This window comes from Streptomyces sp. DvalAA-14, assembly GCF_900091855.1.
Classification (GTDB): Bacteria; Actinomycetota; Actinomycetes; order Streptomycetales; family Streptomycetaceae; genus Actinacidiphila.
Window position 1 is genome coordinate 14,908 of sequence record NZ_FMCH01000228.1, and the last position, 16,062, is coordinate 30,969.

Genomic DNA, 16,062 nt, shown 5'->3' on the forward strand with positions numbered 1-16,062 from the left:
GTTTCATGTACGCAGCTTAGCGGCAGCTTTCCGCCGCCAACAGCGGGAACGGTCAAGGATATTGACACGCCGCGCTCCCGGCGGCTTACCTGGCTGCCCAAGCACGGTCCCTGAAAATGTTTCACGATGTTTCATGAGCAAGGGATGGAGAGCGATGAGGAGACGACGCGCCCACGGCATAACGGCGGCAGCAGCCGCGGCCCTCTGCCTGACCTGCCTGCCCGCCGCCCGGACCGCCGCCCTGGCCCCGGCGCCGCCGGCCGTCCCGCACGCCTCGGTCTGGGTGACGACCCCCGACGGCGCCGAACGCCTGCAGCCCCAGCCGCCGGTCGCCTTCCGCTCCGGCGCCTCCGACCTGACCACCATCACCGTCGACCCGACCCGGACCTACCAGAGCGTCGACGGCTTCGGCGGCGCGCTCACCGACTCGACGGCGGCCGTGCTCTCCGGACTGCCGCGGGACAAACGCGACGCCGCGATGCGCCAACTCTTCGACCCGCGGCAGGGCATCGGCGTCAGCTTCCTGCGCCAGCCCATCGGCTCCTCCGACTTCACCGCTGCGCCCACCCACTACACCTACGACGACGTGCCCGCCGGCCGGACCGACTTCGCCCTGCGGCACTTCAGCATCGCCCATGACCAGCGGCAGATCCTGCCGCTGCTCCGCCAGGCGGAGCGGCTCAACCCCGGGCTCTCCGTCCTGGCCACCCCGTGGAGCCCGCCGGCCTGGATGAAGGACTCCGACTCCCTGATCGGCGGGCACCTCAAGGACGACCCGGCGGTCTACCAGGCCTACGCCCGCTACCTGGTGAAGTTCGTCCAGGCCTACGCGGCGGCGGGCGTGCCCGTCGACTACCTGACCGTGCAGAACGAGCCGCAGAACCGCAAGCCCAACGCGTATCCCGGCACCGACCTGCCCGTCCAGCAGGAAGTCAAGGTCATCGAGGCGCTCGGCCCGCTCCTGCACCGGGCCAGCCCCCGCACCAAGATCCTCGCCTACGACCACAACTGGACCACCCACCCCGACGACATCGCCACCGCCGAGGCACTCGGCGAGGACCCGCAGACGGACTACCCGTACGAGGTGCTGGACAGCCCGGCCGCCCGGTGGATCGCCGGCACCGCCTACCACTGCTACTCCGGCGATCCCAGCGCCCAGTCCGCGCTGCACGACGCCCACCCCGGCCAGGGCATCTGGTTCACCGAGTGCTCGGGCTCGCACGGCCCGACCGACACCCCGGACCAGATCTTCCGCGGCACCCTCACCTGGCACGCCCGCACCATCACCGTCGGGACCACCCGCAACTGGGCCAAGTCCGTCGCCGACTGGAACCTCGCCCTCGCCCCCGACGGCGGCCCGCACAACGGCGGCTGCGCCACCTGCACCGCGATGCTCACCGTCGCCCCGGACGGCACCGTCACCACCAACGCCGAGTTCTACACCATCGGCCACCTGTCGAAATTCGTCCACCCCGGCGCCGTCCGCATCGACAGCACCAACTACGGCACCACCGGCTGGAACGGCCAGCTCACCGACGTCGCTTTCCGCAACCCCGACGGCTCCACCGCCCTCGTCGTCCACAACGAGAACGACGACCCGCGCTCCTTCACCGTCGCGGTGGGCGCCCAGTCCTTCGACTACACGCTCCCCGGCGGCGCACTGGCCACCTTCACCTGGCCCGGGTCCGCCCGGCTGAGCACCGGCCTGCACGCGATCCCGCTGACCGGCGCCACCGCCACCGCGTCCCCGGCGGGCCAGGGCGACCCCGCCCTGACCGTCGACGCCGACGGATCGACACGCTGGACCAGCGCGGCGGCGCAGGCCCCCGGTCAGTACCTCCAAGTCGACCTGCACCGCCCCACCACCTTCCGCACCCTCGCCCTCGACAGCGGCGACAACCTCGGCGACTACGCCCGGGGCTGGCAACTGTCGACGAGCGACAACGGCAGCACCTGGCACACTCTGCGCGGCGGCACGGGCACCGGCCAGCTCACCACGATCGCCCTCGACCGCCCCACCACCGCCCGGTACCTGCGCCTGACGCAGACCGGAACGGCCCCGAACTGGTGGAGCATCGCGGATGTGCGCCTGTACAGCTGAAGGAACCGCCCCGGCCGGCGACGGGCATGAACAAAGGCCCCGGACGCCGGCGGGGTGGGACCGCCGGCCTCAGGACAACGACGGCAAGGCAGGCGAGTCGGACGAGGCTGACGAGTCCGACGACGCCGACGACGCCGACACGGCCACGACCGGCAGGTCGAACCCCACCGCCCGCACCCCGCTGAGCCGCCCGTACTCCGTCTCCAGCGTCCCCTCGACCACCCCGCCGCCCAGCGACGCGACCCCGGCCTCCACCCCGAACAGCCCCGCGATCACCGCCTCCGTCACCGCGACCGCGGCCACGCTCTCCCGATTCGGAGACCCCCCGCTCGGCGACCCGGTACGACCCGTCCGCCGTCACCTCCATCGCCTGCCCCCACAATGCCCCGGACGTCGCCCGGTGCGCCCGCCGCAGCACCCCCGCCGCGACGTCCGACCGCCCCAGCCGGCACAGCCCGTACGCCGTCGCACCCGGCCACGCCGCGAACGCCCCGGCCGCACCGTGATCCGGCCGGTCCGAGAACGGCGCGACCGGGTCCTGGGGATCCAGCGCCCGCATCCAGTCGCCGTCGAGCAGGTGCCCGGTGACGAAGCCGACCATCTCGTCCCGCCGCTCGGCCGACAGATCCTCCGTCATATCGGCCGCGACCAGCGCGAAGTCCAGGCAGTGGCCGATGGCATCGGACCCTTCGGGATGGGCGATACGCCAGCGGCCCGCACCGGCGTACTGCCCGAGTACCGCCCGCGCCAGCCGATCGCCGTCCGCCTCGGCCTCGGCGGCCTCCGCGTCCTGTCCCAGGAGCCGCAGCAGCACGGCCAGGGATCGGAGCATGCCCGCGTAGCCGGCGTTGAAGGACACGACGCCGTCACGGTAGTTGGGCACGCACTCCAGCAACTCCCAGGCGTCCCGGCCGAGATCGACCAGGACCCCTTCCCCGAAGGCGGCCCGCCGCGACCGGGGCCGGTAGGCCAGCGCCCGCAGATGGTCCAGCACGGACCTGCCGCCGGCGACCTCCGCCAGCAGCCCGGTGTCGCCGGTCACCGCGACATAAGCGGTCACCGTACGGAACAGCGCGTGGTCATTGGCCGCGTAGTGGTTGCCCACCGGAAGCTGGTTGTAGGTGTCGAAGGAGTGGCAGTGGTCGTACGGCCGGCCGAGCGCGGCCACGATCCAGGCCCGCATGCCGCGCGGCTCCAGCATCGCGGCCGACCGGGCGAACTCCGACTGGTCCCAGAAGAACGTCGTGGTCGGCCCGAGCCGGGGGCCGCCGGTCAGGAACACCGGACCGGTCCGCGAGACACGGGTGTTGCGCAGATAGACCGCGAGCAGGGCGCCCAGATAGTAGGTACGGGCCAGATCGGTGTCCTCGGTCCTGAGGGTCGGCAGATACCCGGAGAACCGCGGGTTGTCCGGGGTGAAGGCGTGCCGCCAGGTGGCCCGCCAGCGCTCCGCGACCTCGGCGAAGTCCGCCCCGAAGCGGGCCGCGGCCGACGCGGCGGCGGCCGCCACCTCGGCGGCCGAGTCGCCGATCTCCAGGGCGAAGCCCAACTCGCGGGACTCACCCGGCCCGAGCAGCACCTCCCAGCGGGCCACCCCCCGCGCGCCCTCGGCGGCCAGGGCGTCCGGCGCGTCGGCGAAGGCGTACGCCGAACGGGCCTCGCTCAGCGCGTCCTCGACCAGCAGGACGCCGTTCGCGCCGGCCGGGACGCTCGCCGTCCACCGCCGGCCGCCCCACCAGGGGGCGGTGGCGGCCACCACGGTGTCCCCGACCAGCAGCGCGGCGCCGTCCTCGCCGAGCCGTACCGCCACCCGGTGCCAGCCGCCCAGGGGCAGCGGGTCGGCCGCGACCACGTACTCGCCGCCGATCCGCAGGGACAGCCGGCCGCCGGCCAGGCCGATCTGGGCGGAGTCCGGATGATTGCCGTGGGTGGCGATCACACCCTCCGCCCCGGCCTGGTCCACCCGGACCTCGAAGCCGAGGGCGTCGCCGGCGTCCAGGGCGACCGTGCCGACCCGCAGATCGGTGCCGGCCCGGACGGTGTAGGCGGCCGACGGCTCACCGATGGGCTCGACCGCCCCCTCGGACCCCTCGGACCCCTCCGGCCCGCCCGCGCCGCCGGTCCCGCCGCCCCGGACGACCACCAGCCGCCGGACCAGGCAGGGCGCACCCGGCGCCCGGACCCGGCCGGCGTCCGGCGTGGAGTGGTCGGGCAGTTCGGACTCCAGCAGCATCGGCGCGGAATCCTCGTCCCGCTGGATGCCGGGGATACGCGGCGAGCCCAGCCGTATCCAGCGCTCCCCGTGCGGCAGCAACTGCACCTGCCGCGGCCGGTCCGCGGTCACCTCGGCCCGCAGCCGCTCGGTGGCGTAGAAGTCGTGGTGGTGGCCGGCGTTCCACGGAGTGCCGTACAGCCAGCCCCAGTCCACCTCCCGGCGGGCGAACATCGCCAGCAGTTCCTGTTCGACGGTCACCGCCACCGGGTCCGCCGAGTCGTTGCGCAGCGTGATCCGCCACAGCAGCCGGCTCTGCTCGAAGGCCATCCGCACGTCGGTGTGCACCGACAGCGGGCCGCGCGCGGCGGCGCGCTCGACGCCCCACGGCGACCAGCGCAGCCGCTCGGCGGCCAGGGGTGAGCCGTCGATGCGCAGGACCCCGGTGTGGTAACCGCCGCTGTACGGCGGGAAGGCCAGCCAGGACAACGATGTCAGGTCGTGGTTGACGTGCCCCTGGCCCCACTGGTTGCGCAGCGAGGGCAGGTGCGCGAGCCGGTCGGCGGGCAGCCACTCCCCGGCCAGTTCGTCGAGTTCGGGCACGCCCTCGGTGACCGGTCCGATGGCCGGACCGGTCGTCACCGCGCCCGCTGCCCCGCGCCGCGGCGCCGCGCTCACTTGGTCGATCCCGAGGTGAGACCGGCGATGAAGTGCTTCTGCATCGCGAGATAGCCCACCACCGGAATGATCCCGGCGAGGAACATGATGCCGAACAGCTGTCCGTAATCCATCTGGAACTGCCCCACGGAGAGATAGAGACCGGTGGTGATGGTCTGGCCCTGCAACGGGCCGAGGATGAACTGCGGGTTGAGGAAGTCGTTCCAGATCCACAGCGACAAGAAGATGGCCACGGTCGCGGTGGCCGGCCGGACCAGCGGCATGATGATGGTCCACCAGATCCGCACCCCGCCGGCTCCGTCCAGCCGGGCCGCCTCCACGATCTCGTCCGGGACGGCCCGCATGAAGCCGACGTAGACGAAGACCGCGAACGAGAAGTACCCGCCGCCCAGGTTGGACAGGATCAGCCCCGGATAGCTGTGGTCCAGGCCGAGGAAGGTCAGGATGCGGATCGTCGGCAACAGGACCACCTGCGGCGGGATCATCAGCCCGGCGGCCAGGACCGCGAGGATCGCCGCCCGCAGCCGGGTGCGCCGGCGCGAGATGTAGAAGCTGAACGCCGACCCCAGCGGGATCAGCAGCACGACGGAGCAGATCACCACGATCAGCGAGTTGCGCAGGCCCAGTTGCAGCAGGTGGTCGGGCCGGTCGAGCGCGGTGGACAGGTTCTTCAGGGTGGGATGGAGGGGAGGCGCCGCCGGATCGGCGACGATGTCGGACTCCTTCTTGAACGCGTTGACGATGGTCAGATAGATCGGACTGACGAAGATCAGGACGACGACGATCGCCAGGGTCAGCCGGGCCGGGCTGAGCAGCCGGCGCCGGGCCGCGCGCGGGACCGGGTTGTCCGGTCGGCGCCCGGGCACCGCCGGGCGGGTGGCCGGCCGGGAGGCGGAGGCGTGCTGGATGGTCACAGGTCTACCTCCCTGCGGCGCAGGATGCTGGTGACGGAGAGCGCGATGACCGCGGACAGGGCCAGCAGGAACATCGCGATGGACGAGGCGTAGCCGAACCGGTCGTTGGTGAACGCCATCTTCACGATGTACTGCGCGGTGGACTGGGTCGCGTTGGCCGGTCCGCCGGAGGTGAGCACGGTGATGATGTCGTAGAGCTTCAGCACGGTGATCAGCGAGATGGTGACGCTGATGGTCGTCGCGGGGGCGACCATCCGCAAGGTGATCATCCGGAACTGCTGGCGGGAGTTGGCGCCGTCGATGGATCCGGCGTCGTACAGCTCCCTGGGGATGTTCTGCAGCGCGGCGAGATAGACGACGGTGGTGAAGCCGGACAGGACCCAGGCGACCACGATGCCCACCGAGAGCTGGGCCAGATGCGGTTTGCCCAGCCAGTCGACCGGCTGCCCGACCAGATGGGTCCTGGTCAGCAGGTCGTTGAGCAGGCCGTCCTCGGTGAAGATCGTCTTCCAGACGAAGCCGACGATCACCCCGGAGATCACCTGCGGCAGGAACGCGACGGTGCGCAGCACCCGGTAGGTCATCTGGGTGCGGTCCAGCAGCATCGCGAAGGCGAGGCCGATGACATTGGCCACCACCGTCACCCCGAGCGCCAGCGCCAGCGTGTAGACCACGCTGTCGCGCAACTGGCTGTCGTGCAGCATCTCCGAGTAGTTCGCGAACCCGACCCAGTTGCTGCCCGATCGCAGCGGGTTCTCGTCGGTGAAGCTGCTGCGCAGGCTCATGAAGACCGGCACAACGATGAAGACCAGATAGAGCAGCAGACCCAGCGCGGCGATCAGCCGCAGCCCCAAGTCCTGTGAGGTGTCGCGAAACCAGTGTGAGATCGGTTTCACCGTCCCCCTCCTTTCGTGCCGGTAGTCATGGCTCGCGGCGGTCACTTGGTCGCGGTGTTCCAGGACTGGTCGAGCTTGGACATCTCGCCCTTGACGTCCTTGCTGTTGAACAGCGCCTGCGCGGCGGCGTAGAAGTCGTTGTTCAGCGAGCCGGGCAGCGCGTCGTCGTTGGTCGCCCAACCGATCGCGCTGACCTTGGTGTTGGTCTTGGTGACATAGGCGTAGGAGTCACTGAACGCGGGACTGACGGTGACCCCGTAGTCCTGCAGCGTCTTGCCCTTGAGCATCGGGTAGGCGCCGTCGCCCTCGATCAGGGCCTTGAGGTTGCCCGGATCGAGCGACCATGCCTTGGCGAAGGTGGTCGCCGCGGTCACGTCCTTGGCCTTGGTGCTGATGGCCATCGAGCCGCCCACCGCGAACGGGACCACCACCGAGCCGTCGTCGGTCGGCCACGGGAAGACGCCGATGTTGCTCCACTGGTCCTTCGGGATCGAGCCGAGGTACCAGCTGCCCATCGGGTACATCGCGGCCTTGCCGGCGTTGAAGTTCTTGATCGAGTCGGCGTAGCTGACGTTGAGCGCGCCCTGCTCGAAGTAGTCCTTCTCGACCAGCGTGCGCATCTTCTGCGCCGCGGTCACCACGTCGGGATCGGAGAACTTGACCGTGCCCGCGTAACGCTGCTGGATCCACTGCGGGTTCTTGCCGATCACGTCCGCGCTGATCGCGCCGGTCAGCGGCATGGCGGCGGCGAACGGGTCGTTGCCGCCCAGCTCGATCGGCGTGACGCCGGCCGTCTTGAGCTTGGCCGAGACGTCCAGGAACTGCTGCCAGGTGGTCGGCGGCTGCACCCCGGCCTGGGCGAACAGCTTCTTGTTGTAGAAGACCAGCGGGATGATCTGCGAGTTGGTCGGCGGGATGTAGACCTTGCCCTTGATCGCGTTGCCCTGCGGCAGCAGGAAGTTCTGGTCGATCCAGGACTGGTCGTAGGGCTGGAGCAGCCCGGCGGCGGTGTACTGCGAGGGCGTGATCGACTGCAGCAGGTCGGGGAACTGGCCGGACGCCTGCAGCTGCTTGGCGTACGAGTCGCGGTCGGTGCTGGGCGCCACCACCTGCTTGATGGAGGTGCCCGGTACCGACTTCTCCGCCCTGGCGATGGACGCCTTCCAGAACGCGGGGGTCAGCGAGGGGCTGTTGAAGGTGAGATAGGTCAGGGTCTTGCCACCGCTGGCCGAACTCCCGTCCGAGGCTGAGTTGGAGCACGCGGCGAGCAGCGCGAGGCCTGCGGCGGCTATTACGGCGGCACTTCGTCTGAGCATGGCCGTCCCTTTCCGGGGTGGAGTGTCTGGGAGACGGATACCTGGGCCCGGACGCGGGGCATGCCACGTGGGACGCCCTGGGGACGTCGTGGACGCGGCCGCATCTCGTCGGCGAGATAACGTTGTCTCGCCGAGTACAGTATGGTTCCGCGACAGCAAGTCAAGTCCCCACGCGATCACGGACCGGTCTCGGGGCGGCGGGGGCGGGGCCCCCGTGCGGCGCAGCCGGGTCTCCCGCTCGGGCGCGGCGTGCCGGGACGTGTCCTGCGGCAAGTGATGTGTCGTGACGGGTGACGTGCGGCGCGGCGAATGCTGCGATGTGCGGTCCAACGTGGGGTCCGGCGTGCGGCGCGGCGAATGCTGCGATGTGCGCTCCGGCGTGCGGCGCGGCGAGTGGTGTGACGTGTGGTGTGTGAGGTGTGGTGTGCGATCGAGCGAAGGGAAGCCACGTGCCTGGTCCTGGTGCTGTCGGTAAGCGCGGATTGTCCCGTCCGCGCCGGCCCACGATGGTCGATGTCGCCCGCGAGGCGGGGGTCGCGCTGCGGACCGTCTCCCGGGTGGTCAACGGCGACGCGACCGTCGGCGACGGGCTGGCCGAACGGATCAGGCAGGCCATCGACCGGCTCGGCTATCAACCCGACGAGCGGGCCCGGCAGTTGCGCAGCGGGCGGACCGGCACGATCGGCGCCGCCGTCCGGCACATCGCCGACGCCCACCCGGTGCTCCGGGCGGTCGACGAGTCGGCGCGCGCGGTCGGGCTGACCGTGGTCGCGATGTCCACGGAGGACGACGAGGTGCGCGAACGCGACGCGGTGATGTCCATGTGCCGGCGGCGGATGGACGGCATCATCATCGAGCCGATCGCCGACGGGCACCAGTACCTCCAGGCCGAGATCGACTCCGGGCTCGCGGTGGTCGCCTTCGACCGGCCGGCCACCGGCGTGGCGGTGGACACCGTGCTGTCGGACAACCGCGGCGGCATCCAGCAGGCGTTCACGCACCTGGTGGCCCAAGGGCACCGGCGGATCGGCTACATCGGCGACGACGAGCGTATTTACACCGGGCGGGAACGGGCGGCGGCCTTCCGTGACGCGCTCAGCGGCATCGGTGAGCCGCTGGACGGCATGGTCCACCCCGGCCCGATCGAACCGGGCCGGATCGCGGCCGCGCTGGCGAGTCTGCGGGGGCGGGCCGAGCCGGTCACCGCGATCGTCACGGGCAACTTCAACACCACGGTGGCGCTGATCCGGGCGCTCGGGCCGGACTTCGGCAGTACGGCGCTGGTCGGTTTCGACGATTTCGGGCTGGCGGATCTGCTGCGGCCCGGGCTGACGGTGGTCGCCCAGGGGGATGTGGAGATCGGGCGGACCGCGATCGAACTGTTTCGCTCGCGCCTGGCGGATCCGGGGCGGGCGGTGCGGACGGTGACGGTGCCGACGACGCTGATCGCCCGGGGGACGGGGGAGATCGCGCCCTGACGGGCGGGCCCATCGGCGGGTGTCCGGCGGGGTCTTGGGTCGGACGGTGCGCGGCCGGGCCACGTTCGAGGGCCGCACCGCTGTCGCGGACGTTCCCCTTTACAAGGGCGGCGGACCGCTCTATAAACGACGCAGACATCCGAAGATAACGTTCTCTCGGGCCGCGAGCCGCCCCCGGGAGGACCCGGAGGGGCCGGTGAGCCGCCGGTCCGCCCGACCATTCCCCCCATCCAGTGCACCGCCGTATCAAGCCCGTTCACCTGGTCATTCACCGTCCGTGCGGCCCCGGCGGCCCGTTTGTCGCCTCCGTTGCCCGGGGGCAGTGTCTGACAACGCTGTCATCCGAAACATCGGAGGGATACGGCGACGGGTGGACGCCGTGGAGATTCGGCGGCACGTATCGCTCCAAGAGAGGCAGCAGCCCAGATGAGGCTCACGTCGCTTGCCAGCAGGTCACCGGCCAGGAGGTCCCTGGTCAGAACAGCAGGGGCCGCGGCCACCGCAGCGGCCCTGATCGGTACCGCGCTCACCACGGTCCTGTCCCAGCCGGCGATGGCGGACACGATCACCGCGAATCAGGGGAAGACCACCGTCGCCCAGTACCAGGGCGTGTGGAACGCCCCGCCGACCAATCTCACCGGCGGCGAGACCGTCGACGCCCCGGAGATGGGCAACGGCGATGTCGGTGTGGCCGTCGGCGGTTCGATCGACAACCAGACCTTCTACCTCGGCAAGAACGACTTCTTCTCCGCGTCCAGCCACGCCATCCGCCCGCTGGGGCGGATCGTGCTCGCGGTGCCCGGGCTGAGCGGGGCCAGCTACCACGTCGTGCAGGACCTCGCGCACGCCCAGGTCAAGGGCACCTATGTGCTCGGCGGTTCCACGCTGAACACCACCAGTTGGGTGTCGGCCACCGAGAACGTCCTGGTCACCTCGATGACGCTGAGCGGCGGCGGCAGTCAGAACGCCAGCTTCACGGTGCAGAACGGCAGCGGCGCCGCACCGGCCGTCTCCACCAGCGGCAGCACGCTCAACGCCGATGTGGCCGCCGACGGCACCACCGGCAACCCGCTGGCCCGTGTCGCCTCGCGGGTCATCGGCGGCAGCCCGAGCATCTCCGGCAACAAGATCAGCGTCACCCTGCAACCCGGCACCACCTACACGTTCGTCGCCTCGGCCCTCAGCAACCTCGACAGCAGCTCGTACCAGGCGAGTGCCACCTCCATGGTCAGCGGCCTGGCGCAGGCCGACGTCGACACGCTGAGCACCGCGCACCAGAACTGGTGGTCCACTTACTGGTCCCAGTCGTTCGTGCAGATCGGCGACAAGTCGGTGGAGAAGAGCTGGTACGGCTCCCTGTACCTGCTGGCCTGCATCTCCCGCGGCGGCGAGTACGCCCCGGGGCTGTGGGGCAACTGGATCACCGGCGCCATGAACTGGAACGGCGACTACCACACGAACTACAACTACGAGGCGCCGTTCTACGCCGCCCTGACCACCAACCACATCGACCAGATGGCCGCCTACGACCAGCCGGTCCTGGACTGGATGACCCGCGGTCAGCAACTCGCCCAGTCCAACGGCTTCCAGGGCGTGCTCTACCCGGTCGGCATCTCACCCAAGGGAACCAGCGCCGACACCAGTCTGCACAACCAGAAGTCCAACGCGGTCAACCTCGCCAGCGACATGATCATGCGGTTCCAGCAGACCCGCGACACCGCCTACGCGGCCACCGTGTACCCGTACCTGAAGCAGGTCGGCCTGTTCTGGCAGAACTACCTGACCAAGGACTCCAGCGGCACGTACAACATCACCAATGACGCGCCGCAGGAGGACAACGCCTACCCGCAGACCAACAGCATCCTCTCGCTCGGCCTGGTCCACCTGCTCTTCCAGGGCCTGACCGACATGAGCACCGCCCTGAACCAGGACGCCGGCAGCCGGGCCGCCTGGCAGGACATCGACGCCCATCTGGCGCCGCTGCCCACCATGAGCCGCAACAGCCAGACGGTCTTCCGCGAGACCTCGGTCGGCACCGACTGGGTGAACGACAGCAACGACATCGCCATCCAGGCGGTCTACCCCGGCAGCCAGGTCGGCCTCGACAGCGACGCCACCACCCTGCAGACCGCCCGCAACACCGTCGACCAGCTGGCCCGCTGGCACACCGACAACGCGCCCGCCACCTTCTACCCGGCGGCGGCCCGGGTCGGCTACAACCCGGCGACCATCCTCAGCAACATGCACACCGAGGCGGTCAGCGACAGTTACAACAACCTCGGCATCCACCACAACGGCGGCGGCGTCGAGAACCTCAACGTCATCACCTCCGGTCTCGACGAGATGCTGCTCCAGTCGTTCCAGAAGGACGTGAAGGTCTTCGCCGACTGGCCGGCCAACTCCGACGCCAAGTTCGGCGACCTGATGGCGGCGGGCGACTTCCTGATCTCCAGCAGCATCGCCAACAACTCGGTGCAGTACGTGCGGGCGGTCAGCCAGAAGGGCGGCAGCCTCGTCGTCACCAACCCCTGGCCCGGCAAGAGCGTGCAGGTGTACCGCAACGGCTCCGACGCCGGCACCGTCTCGGGCACGAAGATCACCCTGGCCACGTCCGCGGGCGAGACCATCACCCTGGCGCAGCCCGGCACGTCGTACGCGACCGTGCAGACCCAGCTCGCCCAGCCGCTCGGCAGCAGCACCGGCGGGGGCACCGGCGGGACCAGCACCAGCTTCAGCTCCGGCTTCGAGTCGAGCGACCCGGCGCCGAGCTGGACCGACACGGTGGACACCGCCGGCGGCGGCAACACCGGCGTCACCGGCATCAACTCCGATTCGACCGGACCGCAGGCGGGCCCGCGCACCGGTGAGACCTCGCACACCGGCAGCAGTTCGCTGATGTACTCCGGCTCGGCCTCGGGCACCGGTCCCCACGCGTACCTGAAGGTCTACGACCTGAGCGCCGCGCCGCTGGCCGTCGGCACCGCCAAGACCCTGGGCTACTGGATCTACCCGCAGTCCAACGCCACCACCCCGTGGGTGCCGGCCGGTTCGACCGAGAGCACGTGTGTGGCCGTCGACCTGGTCTTCACCGACAACAGCACCCTGCGGGACTCGGGGGCCGTGGACCAGAACGGCAACCAGATCCATCCGGCCCACCAGTGCGGACACCTCACGCTCGACACCTGGAACCACGTCACCGTCAACCTGGCGACGAAGAACGCCAACAAGCAGATCGCCCGCATCCTCGTCGGCTACGACCACCCGGGCGGCGCCGGCGGCTACCGCGGTTACGTGGACGACCTCAGCATCGGCTGACCGATCCCCTGTCCTCCCGACCGCCCCCGCCGTCTTGTCCGCGGCGGGGGCTTTCCCGGCCCGGTGAGGGTGTGTTGACGAACTCCGAGGTCGAAGCGGTCATGCGCGACGGGACCGTGCTGCGCGCCGATCTCCACCGGCCGCCGGCCGGCCGCGGGCCCTGGCCGGTCCTGCTGGCCCGCTGCCCCTACGGCAAGCGCGATCCCGGCATCCTCGCCCGGCTGGCCCCCGATGCCGCGGCCCGTCGCGGCTACCTCGTCGTCCTGCAGGACACCCGGGGCCGCTTCGCCTCGGACGGCGACTGGGAGCCGCTGGTCCACGAGCGGGACGACGGCTACGACACGGTCCGGTGGGCGGCGCGACTGCCGGGCGCGGACGGCCGGGTCGCGATGTACGGCCCCAGCTATCTCGGCCAGGCCCAGTGGGCGGCCGCTGCCGCCGCGCCGCCCGAACTCGTCGCCGTGCTACCGGAGTTCGCCTGGTCCGACCCCTATGACGGTCTGCTCGCGCGCGGCGGGGTCCCCGAGCGCGGCCTTGTCACGCAGTGGAGCCTCGGCCTGGGCCAGGAGGTGCTCCGGCGGCGCTACGCCACCGCGCCGCGCGAACTGCGCCGGGCGCTGGCGCAGTGGGCGGACGCCGTCGCCGCCCTCGACCGGCCCGACGCGCCCGCCGGCGCCTGGGACCCGGAGATCCTGCGCCGACTCCCGGTCCCCGGCCGCCCGGACGGTCCCGCCGCCCGCCCGGCCTACGCCGCTTCGGCGCCGCCGCGACTGCCCGCTTTCACCGTGGCCGGCTGGTACGACGCCTTTGTGCAGGGCAGCCTGGACCACCATCACCGGGCCGGTGGCGCCGGGCACCCGGCCGCTCTGCTGGTCGGGCCCTGGTCGCACGGGAATCAGACCGCCCGCGTCGGCGCCGCCGACTTCGGCCGGGACGCGGACCAGGCCGCGATCGACGGCGGCCGGTCGCTGCTCGACCGCGAACTGGACTGGCTGGACGCCGTGTTGGGCAAAGACGGGGCGGATCGGCCGGCCGGCGGGGCGCTGGTGTTCGTGATGGGGGTCAACAGGTGGCGCCGACTGGACCGCTGGCCGCCGGAATCCGTGGCGACCACCTGGTTCCTGCGTGCGGCCGGCGCCCTGTCCATCCGGCCGCCGGCCCCGGGAGAGGCCCCCGACACCTTCCGCCACGACCCGGCCGACCCGGCCCCGGTGCGCGGCGGCGCCCTGCTGCTCACCGCCGGCTATCCGGCCGGCCCCTTCGACCAGCGGCCGGTCGAGGCCCGCCCGGATGTGCTGGTCTTCACCAGCCGTCCGCTGGCCGGGCCGCTGGAGGTGATCGGCCGGGTCCGGGTCACCTTGACGGTGGCGGCGAGCGCCGGTCCGGCCGACTGGGTGGCCCGGTTGTGCGACGTGGCACCGGACGGGACGTCGGTCAACCTCACCGACGGCATCGCGCGGACCGGCGGGCCGGGCCCGGCCGAGGCGCCGGTCGAGGTGCCGGTCGACCTGTGGTCGACCGCCCACGTCTTCCGCCCCGGTCACCGGCTGCGGCTCCAGGTGGCGGCGGCCGGCCGGCCCCGCTGGGAGTCACTCTCGCCGGCGGCGGTCCGCACCGTGTTCCACGACGCGGACCGCCTGTCCCGGCTCGTGCTGCCGGTCGTCGGCGGGGGCGCGGCTACGAGGTGGTGAGGTCGAACTCCTCCCACGGGCCGACCGCGTCGCGGTTGGCGATCAGGGCGGCCGCGCCGGCGTTCTCCGCCGTCACGTACTTGCCGTTGACCTGCGCCTTGAGGCTGTAGCTGCCGTCGGGGTTCTGCAGGAGCTGGAAGGTCTCCCAGGAGCCGGCCGCGGTCCGGTTGGCGATCAGCGGGTCGGCGCCGGCATTCTCGGCGGTGACGATCAGGCTGTTGGCGTGGGCGCGCAGCGCGATCAGGCCGCTGCCCTGGTTGATCTCGTCGAACTCCTGGGCGGTGCCGACGGAGTCGCCGTTGGCGATCAGGGCGGAGGCGCCGCCGTCCGGCGCGCTGACCCACTTGCCGTTGGCGTGCGAGCGCAGCGCCACATAGCTGCCGCCCGGCTGGGTGGCGGCACCGAACAGGTTGAGGTCGACGGCGTTGGCGATGGCCTGCAGGCCCGCCTCGTTCGGGTGCAGATGGTCACCGGCGTCGTAGGCGGGCAGGTAGCGGGTCGGATTGGCCGGGTCGTGGGTCGCGGTGTCCTGGTCCACGATGCCGTCGCAGCCGCTGCCCGAACCGCGGATGAAGGCGTTGATCGACGCCCTGGCCGTCTCACCGGCCTGCGTCCAGCCGCTGGATCCCTGGAACGGGGTCAGCGTCGAGCACAGGAAGGACAGCCCCGCCTGGTGCGCCCGGGAGATCAACTGCTGCAGTCCGGAGATGAGCTGGGCGCCGGACGGCGCACCGCTGCTCGCACCCAGGTCGTTGATCGGGTCGTCGGAGAAGATCACCCAGCGCACTCCGGGCTGGCCGGTCACATCGCGGTCGAAGCGGTTGAGGGCGCTCTGGCCGGCGCCGTCACTGAGCAGCTTGTTGCCGCTGATGCCCTGGTTCAGCACCCCGATGGTGCGGCCGCTGTCCGACAGACGACGGGCCAGGTCGTTGGGCCAGCGCTTGTTGGAGTCCTGCGAGGAGGCCACGCCGTCGGTGATGGACGCGCCGAGGGTGACCACCGAGCCCTGGGCCGCCGGATTCTGCACGTCCAGATTGGTGAGGAAGGCGTAACTGCCGTTGGTGCTCGCCCCGCTCAAGGTGGCGCTGGCGCTGACGTCGCCGCCGGCCACGTAGTTGGTCTGGGTGCCCTGCTGGTGGTAGGTCGCCGAGCCGGTGGCGCTCGGCAGATAGAAACTCACCGCCACATCGGACTGCGCCGCCACCGTGAAGGACACCGGGTCGCTGACCGCGACCGCCCCGGCCGCCACGGTCAGCGAGGACTGCCCGCCGAAGGTGACGGCACGGTCGCTGCCGGTCGACACCGACGAGCCCGAGGTGCGCTGCGCCACGTGCACGTCCCGGACGGTCAGCGGCGCCGAGCCGAAGGCGTTGGAGATCCGCAGCCGCGCGGAGGTGCCGCCGATGCTGGTGTGCACGATCTGCCGCAGCGTCTGGTTGCTGTACGACGGCCCGCCGCTCT

9 protein-coding genes are annotated in these 16,062 nt (G+C 71.2%); 4 read left to right on the forward strand and 5 right to left on the reverse strand.

What is annotated here, in order from left to right:
* Positions 1-154: 154 nt before the first annotated feature.
* Positions 155-2,101: a discoidin domain-containing protein gene (locus GA0115240_RS12205; protein ID WP_093736702.1), complete on the forward strand. Its 1,947-nt coding sequence runs from the start codon at positions 155-157 to the stop codon at positions 2,099-2,101.
* Here GA0115240_RS12205 and GA0115240_RS12210 read toward each other — a convergent pair.
* Genes GA0115240_RS12210 through GA0115240_RS12225 form a run of 4 tightly spaced genes read right to left on the reverse strand, consistent with a single transcriptional unit; the run spans position 1,992 to position 8,117 of the window.
* Positions 1,992-4,991, reverse strand: a complete 3,000-nt coding sequence (locus GA0115240_RS12210) for a hypothetical protein (RefSeq protein WP_141708810.1) — start codon at positions 4,989-4,991, stop codon at positions 1,992-1,994. The two genes, GA0115240_RS12205 and GA0115240_RS12210, sit on opposite strands and share 110 nt — an antisense overlap.
* On the reverse strand, positions 4,988-5,905 hold the full coding sequence (locus GA0115240_RS12215; protein ID WP_256069780.1) for a carbohydrate ABC transporter permease: 918 nt from the start codon (positions 5,903-5,905) through the stop codon (positions 4,988-4,990). The genes GA0115240_RS12210 and GA0115240_RS12215 overlap by 4 nt, the downstream gene beginning before the upstream one ends.
* Positions 5,902-6,801, reverse strand: a complete 900-nt coding sequence (locus GA0115240_RS12220) for a carbohydrate ABC transporter permease (protein ID WP_256069781.1) — start codon at positions 6,799-6,801, stop codon at positions 5,902-5,904. The genes GA0115240_RS12215 and GA0115240_RS12220 overlap by 4 nt, the downstream gene beginning before the upstream one ends.
* Before the next feature lie 41 nt (positions 6,802-6,842).
* Positions 6,843-8,117 (reverse strand): ABC transporter substrate-binding protein, encoded by a 1,275-nt coding sequence (locus GA0115240_RS12225; protein ID WP_093736704.1) that lies wholly within the window; start codon positions 8,115-8,117, stop codon positions 6,843-6,845.
* A gap of 506 nt (positions 8,118-8,623) precedes the next feature.
* On the opposite strand from GA0115240_RS12225, the gene GA0115240_RS12230 reads away from it, so the two are divergent.
* The 3 genes from GA0115240_RS12230 (at position 8,624) to GA0115240_RS12240 (ending at position 14,601) form a co-directional block, all read left to right on the forward strand.
* The gene (locus GA0115240_RS12230; RefSeq protein WP_093736705.1) at positions 8,624-9,595 is read left to right on the forward strand and encodes a LacI family DNA-binding transcriptional regulator; all 972 of its coding nucleotides are present in this window, start codon (positions 8,624-8,626) and stop codon (positions 9,593-9,595) included.
* Positions 9,596-10,021: 426 nt separating this feature from the next.
* Entirely contained in the window at positions 10,022-12,910 is a 2,889-nt protein-coding gene (locus GA0115240_RS12235; RefSeq protein ID WP_202451282.1) for a glycosyl hydrolase family 95 catalytic domain-containing protein, read from the forward strand.
* 74 nt (positions 12,911-12,984) lie between these two features.
* Positions 12,985-14,601, forward strand: coding sequence for a CocE/NonD family hydrolase (locus GA0115240_RS12240; protein ID WP_256069782.1), 1,617 nt, complete (start codon positions 12,985-12,987; stop codon positions 14,599-14,601).
* Here GA0115240_RS12240 and GA0115240_RS12245 read toward each other — a convergent pair.
* Positions 14,588-16,062: GDSL-type esterase/lipase family protein (locus GA0115240_RS12245; protein ID WP_202451283.1), on the reverse strand; the 1,475-nt coding region annotated here is incomplete at its 5' end. The two genes, GA0115240_RS12240 and GA0115240_RS12245, sit on opposite strands and share 14 nt — an antisense overlap.

What these genes read in the sequence shown, in the direction of transcription:
- GA0115240_RS12205 (WP_093736702.1), top strand. Translation starts at nt 155, where the DNA reads ATGAGGAGACGACGCGCCCACGGCATAACGGCGGCAGCAGCCGCGGCC.
- GA0115240_RS12225 (WP_093736704.1), bottom strand. Translation starts at nt 8,117, where the DNA reads ATGCTCAGACGAAGTGCCGCCGTAATAGCCGCCGCAGGCCTCGCGCTG.
- GA0115240_RS12230 (WP_093736705.1), top strand. Translation starts at nt 8,624, where the DNA reads ATGGTCGATGTCGCCCGCGAGGCGGGGGTCGCGCTGCGGACCGTCTCC.
- GA0115240_RS12235 (WP_202451282.1), top strand. Translation starts at nt 10,022, where the DNA reads ATGAGGCTCACGTCGCTTGCCAGCAGGTCACCGGCCAGGAGGTCCCTG.